Below are 11,514 nucleotides of genomic sequence, written 5' to 3'. Positions count from 1 at the left end.
GGGATTGCCTTATGACTCGTTGTTTCTGGTGTTCTGAAGATCCGCTGTACATGGCTTACCACGATGAAGAATGGGGTGTGCCCCTAACTGACCCCGATAAACTCTTCGAGTTGCTGTTGCTTGAGGGTTTTCAGGCGGGTTTGTCGTGGATCACAGTGCTCAAGAAGCGCGAACGCTATCGCCAGGTGCTGCACGGCTTTGATGTAAGGCGCCTGGCCAGGCTGAGCGATGATGAAATCGAAGCGCTGATGCAGGACCCGGGCATTGTGCGCAACCGTCTCAAGCTCAAGGCGGTTCGGCAAAATGCCCTCGCCTGGCTCAAGCTTGATGACCCGGTCAAATACTTGTGGTCCTTTGTCGATGGTCAGCCTGTGATCAACCATTTCAGCGAGCGCGCCCAGGTTCCGGCCATCACGCCGCAAGCCGAGGCCATGAGCAAAGCCCTGAAAAAAGCCGGTTTCAACTTTGTTGGGCCAACCATCTGCTACGCCTTTATGCAGGCCAGCGGCATGGTGATGGATCACACCACGGACTGCTTTCGTTACGCGCAGCTTGCCAAAGCGTGAGCGGCAAGTAAGCGTGCGCGGGCGCAGAGCGGTACAATAGGCTTTTTGATCCTGGGGGAGTGGCCTGTGGAGAAGTTCAAAGGTGCACTGGTTGTAGGCTTTCTGCGCCTGTTTGCGCTGCTGCCGTGGCGCGCAGTGCAGGCAACCGGTGCCGCTATCGGCTGGTTGATGTACAAGCTGCCCAATGGCTCGCGTGAGGTTGCCAGCACCAACCTGAGGAAGTGTTTCCCGGAGCTTGATGAGGCCGGGCATCAGAAGTTACTGGCCCAAACCCTGCGGGGCATCAGTCAAACCCTGACCGAAAGTGCCTGCGCATGGATCTGGCCAGCGCAGAAGTCGCTCGGTTTGATCCGTGAAGTCGAAGGCCTTGAGGTCCTAGAACAGGCCCTCGCCTCGGGCAAGGGCGTGGTGGGCATCACCAGCCACCTGGGTAACTGGGAAGTGCTCAACCACTTCTATTGCTCGCAGTGCAAGCCGATCATTTTCTACCGTCCGCCCAAGCTCAAGGCAGTGGACGACCTGCTGCAGAAGCAGCGCGTGCAAATGGGTAACCGGGTCGCCGCCTCGACCAAAGAAGGCATCCTCAGTGTGATCAAAGAGGTGCGCAAGGGCGGTTCGGTGGGAATTCCTGCAGACCCCGAGCCCAGTCTTTCCAGCGGTGTATTCGTACCCTTTCTAGGCACTGTGGCGCTGACCAGCAAGTTTGTGCCCAGCATGCTCACTGGCGGCAAGGCGGTTGGTGTTTTCCTGCATGCGTTGCGCCTGGAAGACGGCAGCGGCTATAAGGTCATTCTCGAAGCCGCACCGGAAGCCATGTACAGCGAGGATATTGCCGAGGGTGTAGCCGCCATGAGCGAAGTCATTGGTCGTTATGTCCGCGCCTACCCAAGCCAGTACATGTGGACCATGAAACGTTTCAAGAAGCGCCCAGAGGGCGAAGCCAAGTGGTACTGATGTAGTTACGCCTGAGGCTGTCTTCAGGCTATCGAGTCGTTAATCAGAGGATCGCCGTAGCCATGTCGAACAACCGCCAGCACCCGCGAACAACGATGAAGTGCATGATCAAGATCAGCCACCCGGACTTTGCTGATGTTATCGCCCAGACCCGAGACCTGTCCGACGGTGGCGTCTATGTGAAGCATGAAGCGCTGCGCTCGCTGAAACTGGGTGATGTGGTGACAGGCCAGGTGCAGGGCATGCCAATCGAAGCGCCAATCTTGCAGATGGTGGTAACCCGTGTCGACGCCGAGGGTGTGGGTTTGCGTTTCGTCACTGAATGACCAATTGTCAGTAAAGTGCTTAAAACCTATCTTGTGAGTCAGGTATTCGCTAAAGTGCCGCGCGTCGCATAGGCGCGGCATTATCGAAATGGGTTCCCTCACCCCATAAAACTTAAAAAGGCTCACATGCAAAGCACTCTGACAACGATCCGCCGACCCGCTTTGGTGGCGCTGATCGCGTTTCATATCCTGATTATCATCGCCAGCAACTACCTGGTGCAGTTGCCTATTACCCTTTTCGGCTGGCACACCACCTGGGGCGCGTTTAGCTTTCCGTTTATCTTCCTGGCCACTGACCTGACCGTGCGTTTGCTGGGCAAGGCTCCGGCGCGGAAGGTCATTGCGCGGGTGATGTTGCCAGCGTTGCTGGCTTCCTATGTGGTCTCGGTGCTGTATCAGGACGGTGTGTTTTCAGGCTTTGCGGCGCTGCAGGAGTTCAACCTATTCGTTGGCCGCATCGCGCTGGCGAGTTTTTGCGCCTATGTGCTGGGTCAGTTACTGGATATCCAGGTGTTCGACCGCATGCGCCGTCTGCGTCAGTGGTGGGTTGCACCGACAGCCTCGACCATCCTGGGCAATCTGCTCGATACCTTTGTGTTCTTCTCCATCGCCTTCTGGCAAAGCAGCGATCCGTTCATGGCCGAGCATTGGGTCGAGATCGCCAGCGTCGACTACGCCATCAAGCTGACCGTGAGCCTGGTCTTGTTTGTACCGCTATACGGTGTATTGCTCGGTGCAATTGCGCGCCTGCTCCAAGGGCGGGCAGTTCCTGCGGCTTAAACCCGGCAAATAAAAAGTCCCGGTTCGAGCTAGGGCTCGCCGGGCCTTTTTATTGCGCATTGGCCGATAACGCCAACTGTTGGGGTTCAGGCTTGACTGTTGAGCTTATCCAGCTTGCGTAGAAAAACGGTCATTTCCTTCTCCGCTTGTTTGTCGCCATGGGCCTGGGCTGCGGCTATGCCCTGCTCCCACGCCTTGCGTGCCGCGCCTGGCTGAGCATCGTCGAGCAGCGCCTTGCCAAGCAGTTTCCAGGCGGCTGAATACTTGGGATCGAGCTCGACGCAGCGTTGCAAGTGCTCGGCCGCGAGCGCCGGGTTACCAGCATCAAGATAAGCCTTGCCCAGGCCAAAGCGCAGCAATGAGTTATCCACACCCTTGGCCAGCATTTTTTCCAGTGACTCAAGCATCAGCCTGCTCTCTAAAAGAAGGTCAAGCCGACCTGGAACAGGCTCTCGGCATCACGGATGTATTTCTTGTCGACCAAAAACAGAATTACATGGTCGCCACTCTGGATCATGGTGTTGTCATGGGCGATCAGCACTTCCTCATCGCGAATAACCGCGCCAATCGTGGTGCCCGGCGGCAGGCTGATTTTGCCGATCTCGCGCCCGACCACCTTGCTCGACTTGGCATCGCCGTGGGCAATCATCTCGATCGCCTCGGCCGCGCCCCGGCGCAGCGAGTGCACGCTTTCGATATCGCCCCGGCGCACGTGGGTGAGCAAGGTGCCGATGGTTGCCAACTGCGGGCTGATGGCGATATCGATATCCCCGCCCTGGACCAAGTCGACATAGGCCGGGTTGTTGATGATGGTCATCACCTTGCGCGCGCCCATGCGCTTGGCCAGCAAGGACGACATGATGTTGGCTTCGTCGTCGTTGGTCAGGGCGAGGAAGATGTCTGCATCGTTGATGTTTTCTTCGACCAGCAAATCACGGTCCGAGGCGCTGCCCTGCAACACTATGGTGCTGTCCAGGGTTTCCGAGAGGTAGCGGCAGCGCGCCGGGTTCATCTCGATGATCTTCACCTGGTAGCGACTTTCGATGGCTTCCGCCAGGCGCTCGCCAATATGGCCACCACCGGCAATGACAATCTTCTTGTAGCTGTCTTCCAGGCGGCGCATCTCGCTCATTACCGCACGGATATGCGCCTTGGCGGCGATGAAGAATACTTCGTCGTCAGCCTCGATGACCGTATCGCCCTTGGGCATGATCGGCCGGTTACGGCGGAAGATGGCGGCAACGCGGGTATCGACATTGGGCATATGTTCGCGCAGTTGGCGTAGCTGCTGGCCCACCAGCGGGCCGCCGTAATAGGCTTTGACCGCAACCAGCTGGGCCTTGCCTTCGGCGAAGTCGATAACCTGCAGTGCGCCCGGATACTCGATCAGGCGCTTGATGTAGTTGGTCACGACCTGTTCGGGGCTGATGAGCACGTCGACCGGAATGGCTTCGTTGTCGAACAGGCCGCTGCGGGTCAGGTAGGCCGCTTCGCGCACGCGAGCGATCTTGGTCGGCGTATGGAACAGGGTGTAGGCGACCTGGCAGGCGATCATGTTGATCTCGTCGCTGTTGGTCACGGCAACCAGCATGTCGGCATCGTCGGCGCCAGCCTGGCGCAAGACGGTTGGGAACGAGCCGCGACCCTGTACGGTGCGGATATCCAGGCGGTCGCCTAGATCACGCAAGCGGTCGCCGTCGGTGTCGACCACGGTGATGTCATTGGCTTCGCTGGCCAGGTGTTCGGCCAGCGTGCCGCCAACTTGCCCGGCACCAAGAATGATGATTTTCATCCGATTCCTTCCTCAGCCGCGGGGTGTCGCGGCGATCTTGATCAGCTTGGCATAGTAAAAACCGTCATGACCATCTTCTTGTGCAAGCAATTGGCGGCCATGGGGCTGGTGCAGGCCAAAAGGCCCGGCAATGTCGAGTTCACGTGCGCCTGGGGTGCGGGCCAGAAACGCTTCTATCACTTGGCTATTTTCTGTCGGCAAGGTCGAGCATGTGGCGTATAGCATGATGCCGCCAACGGCCAGCGTTGGCCACAAGGCATCGAGCAACTCGCCCTGTAATTGTGCCAAGGCCGGAATATCCTCGGCCTGGCGGGCAATCTTGATATCGGGGTGGCGGCGAATCACGCCGGTCGCCGAACAGGGTGCATCGAGCAGGATCCGCTGGAAGGGCTGGCCATCCCACCAGTTATCCACAGCCCGGCCATCAGCGGCAATCAATTCGGCATCCAGCTTCAGACGCGCCAGGTTCTCGCGCACCCGCACCAGCCGCTTGGGTTCCAGGTCGATGGCCACCACGCCTGCCAGCCCAGGTTCGACTTCGAGGATGTGGCAGGTTTTGCCGCCTGGTGCGCAGCAGGCGTCGAGTACGCGCTGGCCCGGGGCTAGTTCAAGCAGGTCTGCGGCCAGTTGCGCGGCTTCATCCTGCACGCTCACCCGGCCTTCGGCGAAGCCGGGCAGCGTGGTCACGTCGCAGGCTTGGGCCAGGCGGATGCCATCGGGGCTGAAGGCGCATGCCATGCACTCGATGCCGGCGGCTTGCAGCTCTTGCAAGTAGGCATCTCGGCTGCCGTGGCGACGATTAACTCGCAAAATCAACGGTGGATGGGCGTTATTGGCGGCGCAGATGGCTTCCCAATGCTCGGGCCAGAAAGCCTTGAGGGATTTTTGCAGCCAGCGCGGATGGGCGGTGCGCACCATGGGGTCGCGCTCCATCTCGGCCAGCAGTGGTTCGGCCTCGCGCTGGGCGCGGCGCAATACGGCGTTGAGCAGGCCCTTGGCCCAGGGTTTCTTCAGTTTTTCAGCGCAGCCGACGGTCTCGCCCAATGCGGCGTGCGGCGGAATCCGGGTGTAGAGCAGTTGATACAGGCCGACCAGGAGCAAGGCTTCGACGTCTCTGTCCGCCGCCTTGAACGGCTTTTGCAGAAGCTTTTCGGCCAGTGCCGACAACCTTGGCTGCCAGCGAGCGGTGCCGAAGGCCAGATCCTGGGTGAGGCCACGATCCCGGGGCTCGACTTTATCCAGTTGCGGCGGCAGGCTGCTGGCCAATGAAGCCTTGCCAGACAGTACTGCGCTTAAGGCCTTGGCGGCGGCGAGGCGTGGGTTCATCAAACCAGTACCGCGCCGACGGTGAAGTATTCACGACGGCTGTTGTAGAGGTCGGCGAAGTTGAGTGCCTTGCCGCCCGGCAGTTGCAGGCGAGTGAGTAGCAGCGCACCGCTGCCACAAGCGACGCTCAGGCCATGCTTGCTTGCGTCGAGAATCATCCCAGGCGCGCCTTGTCCTGCGCAACATTCGGCGCCGAGCACCTTTATTGGCGCCTCATTGAGCGTGCTGTGGCAGATCGGCGTCGGGTTGAATGCGCGAATCAGGCGTTGCAGCTCATCAGCCGGGCGCGTCCAGTCGATACGTGCCTGCTCCTTATTGAGCTTGTGGGCGTAGGTGGCCAGGCTGTCATCTTGAATCTCGCCAACCAGCGAACCCGCAGCCAGACCATCAACGGCTTCAATGACCGCGTCGGCGCCTAGGCGCGCCAGGCGGTCATGCAGGCTGCCGCCGGTGTCTTCGGCGCTAATCGGGGTGCTGACCTTGAGCAGCATGGGGCCGGTATCGAGCCCTGCTTCCATTTGCATCACGGTGACGCCGGACTCGGCATCGCCCGCCTCGATCGCCCGTTGGATCGGAGCCGCGCCGCGCCAGCGCGGCAGCAAGGAGGCATGGCTGTTGATACAGCCCAGGCGGGGGGTGTCGAGTACTGCTTGTGGCAGGATCAGGCCGTAGGCCACCACCACCATCAGATCGGCGTTGAGTGCTGCCAGTTGGGCTTGGGCGTCGCTGTCGCGCAGAGTTTGCGGCTGATAAACCGGTATTTCATGTTGCAGGGCGAGTTGCTTTACCGGGCTCGGCATCAGCTTTTGTCCACGGCCGGAAGGTCGATCCGGCTGGGTGTAGACCGCGATAACCTGGTGGTTGGTGCCAAGCAGGGCCTTTAGGTGCTCGGCGGCGAATTCCGGGGTGCCGGCAAAAATGATGCGTAAAGAATCGGTCATGGGGTCTCGCTAAACTCAGGTACAGGGCTTGCCGCCCTCGCCTGCTGCAAATAAAAAGGCTTGCCGCAGCAAGCCTTTGTAAGCCATCGATCAAGCTTGCTGACGGTGTTGCTTTTCAAGCTTCTTTTTAATCCGGTCACGTTTGAGCGTAGACAGGTAATCGACAAACAGCTTGCCATTGAGGTGATCGCACTCGTGCTGGATGCATACGGCGAGCAGGCCTTCGGCGATTAGCTCGTAGGGTTTGCCGTCGCGATCAAGTGCTTTGACCTTAACTTTCTGTGGGCGATCGATGTTTTCGTAAAAACCGGGAACAGACAGGCAACCTTCCTGATACTGGTCCATTTCTTCGGTCAGCGACTCGAACTCCGGATTGATGAAAACCCGGGGTTCAGAGCGATCTTCAGACAGGTCCATAACCACCAAACGCTTATGGACATTGACCTGCGTGGCAGCAAGCCCGATGCCCGGCGCTTCGTACATGGTTTCGAACATGTCGTCGATCAGTTGACGCAAATCGTCATCGACCACATCCACTGGCTTAGCAATGGTGCGTAAACGTGGATCGGGAAATTCGAGGATGTTTAAAATCGCCATATGCGTTGTGTGATGCACTTGTGGAATAAAGTCAAAATCCGCTGCTAAGATGATGCGCAGCTTGGAAAAGCAGCTTCACGCCGCATTTCTATTGGGGTTACGTTGTGGCGCTAGGGCGCTTCACAGAAGACACATAATAAAGGGATTCACCGCATGAGGAAATCACTACTCGCTTTGCTGCTACTTGCAGCTGGCGGTTTGGCCCAGGCAGATGTGCAACTTAAGGACGGTCATCCGGATCGTTACACAGTGGTCAAGGGCGATACTCTATGGGATATCTCCGGTAGATTCCTGCGTGAACCCTGGAAGTGGCCAGAGATCTGGCACGCCAACCCACAGGTTGAAAACCCGCACCTGATCTACCCTGGCGATACGCTGAGCCTGGTGTATGTCGATGGCCAGCCACGCCTGGTGCTGAATCGCGGCGCGTCGCGTGGCACCATCAAGCTGTCGCCAAAAGTGCGCAGCACGCCGATGGCAGAGGCCATCCCGACTATTCCGCTCGAGGCGATCAACAGTTTCTTGCTGTACAACCGCATTGTCGATGATCCAAAGGATTTCGAGCGTGCCCCCTATATCGTCGCCGGTGACGCCGAGCGGGTTGTCAGCGGTGCGGGCGATCGCATCTACGCCCGTGGCAAGTTCAGCACCACGACCCCGAACTATGGGATTTTCCGTCAGGGCAAGAGCTACTTCGACCCCGAAACCAAAGAGTTCCTGGGTATCAATGCCGACGACATCGGTGGCGGTGAGATTGTTGCCGAGGAAGGTGATATCGGTACCATGGAGCTGCGTCGCAGCACCCAGGAAGTGCGCAACGGCGACCGTCTGTTCGTCAACGAAGAGCGTGCGATCAACTCGACATTCATGCCCAGCGAGCCTGCGGGTGAAGTCAAGGGCCTGATCATCGACGTGCCGCGCGGTGTCAACCAGATTGGCCAGTTTGATGTGGTGACCATCAACAAGGGCGCGCGCGACGGACTGGTTGTCGGCAACGTGCTGGCGGTATACAAGACGGGTGAAACCGTACGCGACCGCATTACCGGAGAGTCGGTGAAGATCCCGGACGAGCGCGCAGGCCTGATGATGGTGTTCCGCACCTATAACAAGCTCAGCTATGGCTTGATCCTGCATGCCAGCCGCAACCTGGCGGTGCTCGACAAAGTGCGTAACCCCTAACCTCTAAAAGCCCAGCAAATGCTGGGCTTTTAGCCATAGGCTGCACTGCAACGGGCCTATGGCGCGACCGATCAAGGATGATCAGCATGTCGCAATATTCCAGCAAAACCGCTGCACCTTCCCCTGCCGAGATAGAAGCTCGGATCCGTTTGCATTGCCTGCCTGAACTCGGGCCAAGGCGATTTAAAAAGCTCATCGACGCCTTCGATTCGGCCTCCTCTGCGCTCAGTGCGCCCGCTTCTGCCTGGCGCTCGCTCGGGTTGCCCACTGCCTGTAGCGACGCCCGGCGCAGCCACGAGGTGCGCGAGCAAGCCAATGGGACCCTGCGTTGGCTGGAAGCGCCTGAGAATCAAGTGTTGATGTGGGATTCGCACGACTATCCGGCGCTGCTGGCTGAACTTGGCGATGCACCGCCGTTGTTGTTTATCCGTGGTGATGCCACTTTGCTTGAGCGACCGCAGCTGGCCATGGTCGGCAGTCGGCGTGCTTCAAAGCCGGGCCTTGATACTGCGCACAACTTTGCCAAGCATCTGGCGGCGGGTGGCTTTGTGATCACCAGCGGCCTGGCCCTCGGCATTGATGGCGCGGCGCATCAAGGGGCCCTGGACGTCCAGGGCAAGACGGTTGCGGTGCTCGGGACAGGTTTACAACACATGTACCCCGCCCGGCATCGTCCACTGGCGGCAGATATCATCGCCAAGGGGGGCGCCCTGGTTTCCGAACTGCCCTTGAGCAGCCCGCCGCATGCGAGCAACTTCCCCAGGCGAAACCGGATCATCAGTGGCTTGTCGCTGGGCGTGCTGGTGGTCGAGGCCAGTCCTTCGAGTGGCTCGCTTATTACCGCGCGGCTGGCCGCTGAGCAAGGCCGTGAAGTCTATGCGATTCCTGGTTCGATTCATCATCCGGGCGCACGGGGCTGTCATCAGTTGATTCGCGAGGGTGCGACACTGGTCGAGAGCATCGAGCATATTCTCGAAGCGTTGCGCGGCTGGCAACATGGCCCGGCAACTGTTGAGCCCCCTACCCCAGCCAGTCATCCCTTGTTCGAGCTGTTGTTGGCTGCGCCGCAAAGCAGCGAGGCGTTGGCGCTTAGCAGCGGTTTGCCCTTGAGTGAAGTGTTGGCGGCATTGACCGAGCTTGAGCTGGATGGTCGGGTTAGCTGCGAAGCCGGACGCTGGTATGCCTGCCCGCGCTCTTAGCCGTTTCTGAAAAAACCTTGGAAAATTGAGGGCTTGCTTGGTCAATTGTTATTCGGCTTAGATACACTGCGCAGCAGGGTTCAACGGAGCACGAATGATGGTCAATAGCTGGCAAGTACGGCAAGCCGCGCGGGTGGTGATGCAAGGGGGCGTGATTGCCTATCCGACCGAAGCAGTCTGGGGACTGGGTTGCGACCCCTGGGATGAGTTGGCGGTCGAGCGCTTGCTGGCGCTGAAAAACCGGCCGATGAACAAAGGCCTGATTCTGGTTGCGGACACTATTCGCCAGTTTGATTTTCTGATTGAAGACCTGCCGGACATCTGGCAAGACCGCCTGGCCAGCATGTGGCCGGGGCCTACAACCTGGCTGGTTCCGCATCAGGACCGTTTGCCGCAGTGGATCACAGGCCAGCACAACAGCGTTGCCCTGCGGGTCAGCGATCATCCGCTGGTGCGTGAGCTATGCGCCCTCACCGGCCCGTTGGTATCGACTTCCGCCAACCCCGCGGGTCGTCCTGCGGCGCGCAGTCGCTTGCGGATCGAGCAGTACTTTCCGGGCCAGCTCGACAAGGTCTTGAACGGTGCCTTGGGTGGCCGCAAGAACCCAAGCCTGATTCGCGACCTGATCAGTGGCGACGTGGTGCGGCCTTCATGACTGGACGCCACTCACCTCGGTAAGTGAGTGGCACCCGGCTTATGGCAACAGAATCGTCGAGCCAGTGGTCTGGCGAGCGCTCAGAGCAATTTGCGCCTGGGCCGCTTCAGCCAGCGGGTAGCGCTGGTTGATCTCGACATCCAGCTTGCCGCTGCTGATCATGCCGAACAGTTCGTCGGCCATGGCCTGCAGGCGCTCAGGGGTGTCGGCGTAGCTGGCCAGGGTTGGTCGGGTGACGTACAGGGCGCCTTTTTGCGCCAGAATTCCCAGGTTCACGCCGCTGACCGCCCCAGAGGCGTTGCCAAAGCTGACCAGCAGGCCACGCGGCGCTACGCAGTCCAGCGACGTTGCCCAGGTGTCCTTGCCGACCCCGTCGTACACCACCGGGCATTTTTTACCATCAGTCAGTTCAAGCACGCGTTCGGCAACATTTTCATGGCTGTAGTTGATGGTTGCCCAGGCACCCTGCTGCATGGCGCGCTCGGCTTTTTCAGCGGTGCTAACCGTACCGATAAGCTTGACGCCGAGGGCTTTGGCCCACTGGCAGGCGAATGAGCCAACACCGCCCGCAGCGGCATGAAAGAGCACGGTTTCGCCGCCTTTCAATTCAAAGGTCTGGCGCAGCAGGTATTGCACGGTGAGGCCCTTGAGCATGACGGCTGCGGCTTGTTCGAAGCTGATGCTGTCTGGCAGCTTCACCAGTTTGCTGGCGGGCAATACATGCAACTGGCTGTACGCACCCAGTGGGCCGGTGGCGTATGCGACGCGGTCGCCTACCTGGAATTGAGTGACGCCAGCCCCCACGGCTTCAACAACGCCAGCGCCTTCAGTGCCCAAGCTCGACGGCAATGCAGGTGGCTGATACAGGCCGCTGCGAAAGTAAGTGTCGATAAAGTTAAGGCCAATGGCTTGGTTCTGCACACGAACTTCACCGGCTCCAGGCGCTGCGGGCTGGTGGTCAACGAACTCAAGTACTTCAGGGCCGCCGTGGCTGCTAAATTGGATTCGCTTGGACATTGCAGGCTCCATCTCAGGATAAGTTAGTTGCCTAATGATGCACGCAGCAGCCTGTTTTGGCACCCATTGCCGGGCATCTATCGTCGAATTGACTCGTGTCGACTGCGATCACCGGGGTGCAAATGGTATGCTGTGCGCCGATTTCGTCGCATAACTCAAGCCGTGCGGCTTAACCTGCTTTC

At 59.3% G+C, this 11,514-nt stretch carries 13 protein-coding genes; 7 read left to right on the top strand and 6 right to left on the bottom strand.

The annotated features are described in order from the left end of the window. Nucleotides 1-11 precede the first annotated feature (11 nt). The 4 genes from CHB79_RS11975 (at nucleotide 12) to CHB79_RS11960 (ending at nucleotide 2,626) form a co-directional block, all read left to right on the top strand. Nucleotides 12-566 carry a DNA-3-methyladenine glycosylase I gene (locus CHB79_RS11975; protein WP_089360086.1) on the top strand — a complete coding sequence of 185 codons (555 nt, stop codon included), beginning with the start codon at nucleotides 12-14 and terminating at the stop codon, nucleotides 564-566. 66 nt (nucleotides 567-632) lie between these two features. Then, the gene (locus tag CHB79_RS11970; protein ID WP_089360085.1) at nucleotides 633-1,520 is read left to right on the top strand and encodes a lysophospholipid acyltransferase; all 888 of its coding nucleotides are present in this window, start codon (nucleotides 633-635) and stop codon (nucleotides 1,518-1,520) included. 62 nt (nucleotides 1,521-1,582) lie between these two features. Further along, complete coding sequence (locus CHB79_RS11965; RefSeq protein WP_010487929.1) at nucleotides 1,583-1,846, top strand: PilZ domain-containing protein; 264 nt, start codon at nucleotides 1,583-1,585, stop codon at nucleotides 1,844-1,846. A gap of 126 nt (nucleotides 1,847-1,972) precedes the next feature. Then, entirely contained in the window at nucleotides 1,973-2,626 is a 654-nt protein-coding gene (locus CHB79_RS11960; protein ID WP_089360084.1) for a 7-cyano-7-deazaguanine/7-aminomethyl-7-deazaguanine transporter, read from the top strand. A gap of 86 nt (nucleotides 2,627-2,712) precedes the next feature. Here CHB79_RS11960 and CHB79_RS11955 read toward each other — a convergent pair whose 3' ends face one another. From CHB79_RS11955 to def, 5 genes are all read right to left on the bottom strand, one after another. Then, the gene (locus tag CHB79_RS11955) at nucleotides 2,713-3,036 is read right to left on the bottom strand and encodes a tetratricopeptide repeat protein (protein ID WP_425439601.1); all 324 of its coding nucleotides are present in this window, start codon (nucleotides 3,034-3,036) and stop codon (nucleotides 2,713-2,715) included. 8 nt (nucleotides 3,037-3,044) lie between these two features. Then, a complete protein-coding gene (trkA, locus tag CHB79_RS11950) occupies nucleotides 3,045-4,418 on the bottom strand; it encodes a Trk system potassium transporter TrkA (protein WP_089360083.1) in 1,374 nt (457 codons plus the stop codon). Between the two features lie 12 nt (nucleotides 4,419-4,430). Continuing rightward, a complete protein-coding gene (rsmB, locus tag CHB79_RS11945) occupies nucleotides 4,431-5,744 on the bottom strand; it encodes a 16S rRNA (cytosine(967)-C(5))-methyltransferase RsmB (protein WP_089360082.1) in 1,314 nt (437 codons plus the stop codon). Beyond that, entirely contained in the window at nucleotides 5,744-6,685 is a 942-nt protein-coding gene (gene fmt, locus CHB79_RS11940; protein ID WP_089360081.1) for a methionyl-tRNA formyltransferase, read from the bottom strand. Before fmt ends, rsmB begins: the two co-directional genes overlap by 1 nt. Before the next feature lie 90 nt (nucleotides 6,686-6,775). After that, nucleotides 6,776-7,282: a peptide deformylase gene (gene def / locus CHB79_RS11935; RefSeq protein WP_010487937.1), complete on the bottom strand. Its 507-nt coding sequence runs from the start codon at nucleotides 7,280-7,282 to the stop codon at nucleotides 6,776-6,778. A 153-nt stretch (nucleotides 7,283-7,435) separates the two neighbouring features. On the opposite strand from def, the gene CHB79_RS11930 reads away from it, so the two are divergent. The 3 genes from CHB79_RS11930 (at nucleotide 7,436) to tsaC (ending at nucleotide 10,315) form a co-directional block, all read left to right on the top strand. Next, on the top strand, nucleotides 7,436-8,461 hold the full coding sequence (locus tag CHB79_RS11930; RefSeq protein WP_089360080.1) for a LysM peptidoglycan-binding domain-containing protein: 1,026 nt from the start codon (nucleotides 7,436-7,438) through the stop codon (nucleotides 8,459-8,461). An 86-nt stretch (nucleotides 8,462-8,547) separates the two neighbouring features. Next, nucleotides 8,548-9,660 (top strand): DNA-processing protein DprA, encoded by a 1,113-nt coding sequence (gene dprA, locus CHB79_RS11925; RefSeq protein ID WP_089360079.1) that lies wholly within the window; start codon nucleotides 8,548-8,550, stop codon nucleotides 9,658-9,660. A 97-nt stretch (nucleotides 9,661-9,757) separates the two neighbouring features. After that, nucleotides 9,758-10,315, top strand: coding sequence for an L-threonylcarbamoyladenylate synthase type 1 TsaC (gene tsaC / locus CHB79_RS11920; RefSeq protein WP_089360354.1), 558 nt, complete (start codon nucleotides 9,758-9,760; stop codon nucleotides 10,313-10,315). A gap of 39 nt (nucleotides 10,316-10,354) precedes the next feature. Here the strand turns inward: tsaC and CHB79_RS11915 are convergent, their stop codons facing one another. Next, nucleotides 10,355-11,332: an NADPH:quinone reductase gene (locus CHB79_RS11915; RefSeq protein ID WP_089360078.1), complete on the bottom strand. Its 978-nt coding sequence runs from the start codon at nucleotides 11,330-11,332 to the stop codon at nucleotides 10,355-10,357. Nucleotides 11,333-11,514 lie beyond the last annotated feature (182 nt).

Origin of the sequence: Pseudomonas segetis (assembly GCF_900188155.1) — a bacterium.
GTDB lineage: Bacteria > Pseudomonadota > Gammaproteobacteria > Pseudomonadales > Pseudomonadaceae > Aquipseudomonas > Aquipseudomonas segetis.
The sequence above is the reverse complement of the archived record's forward strand: the minus strand, read 5'-3'. Positions and strand labels throughout refer to the sequence as shown.

Excerpts from the sequence above, each read along its gene's own strand:
- CHB79_RS11975 (WP_089360086.1), top strand. The coding sequence starts at position 12 with ATGACTCGTTGTTTCTGGTGTTCTGAAGATCCGCTGTACATGGCTTAC.
- rsmB (WP_089360082.1), bottom strand. The coding sequence starts at position 5,744 with ATGAACCCACGCCTCGCCGCCGCCAAGGCCTTAAGCGCAGTACTGTCT.
- CHB79_RS11915 (WP_089360078.1), bottom strand. The coding sequence starts at position 11,332 with ATGTCCAAGCGAATCCAATTTAGCAGCCACGGCGGCCCTGAAGTACTT.
- dprA (WP_089360079.1), top strand. The coding sequence starts at position 8,548 with ATGTCGCAATATTCCAGCAAAACCGCTGCACCTTCCCCTGCCGAGATA.
- CHB79_RS11960 (WP_089360084.1), top strand. The coding sequence starts at position 1,973 with ATGCAAAGCACTCTGACAACGATCCGCCGACCCGCTTTGGTGGCGCTG.
- trkA (WP_089360083.1), bottom strand. The coding sequence starts at position 4,418 with ATGAAAATCATCATTCTTGGTGCCGGGCAAGTTGGCGGCACGCTGGCC.
- def (WP_010487937.1), bottom strand. The coding sequence starts at position 7,282 with ATGGCGATTTTAAACATCCTCGAATTTCCCGATCCACGTTTACGCACC.
- CHB79_RS11930 (WP_089360080.1), top strand. The coding sequence starts at position 7,436 with ATGAGGAAATCACTACTCGCTTTGCTGCTACTTGCAGCTGGCGGTTTG.
- tsaC (WP_089360354.1), top strand. The coding sequence starts at position 9,758 with ATGGTCAATAGCTGGCAAGTACGGCAAGCCGCGCGGGTGGTGATGCAA.
- CHB79_RS11965 (WP_010487929.1), top strand. The coding sequence starts at position 1,583 with ATGTCGAACAACCGCCAGCACCCGCGAACAACGATGAAGTGCATGATC.
- fmt (WP_089360081.1), bottom strand. The coding sequence starts at position 6,685 with ATGACCGATTCTTTACGCATCATTTTTGCCGGCACCCCGGAATTCGCC.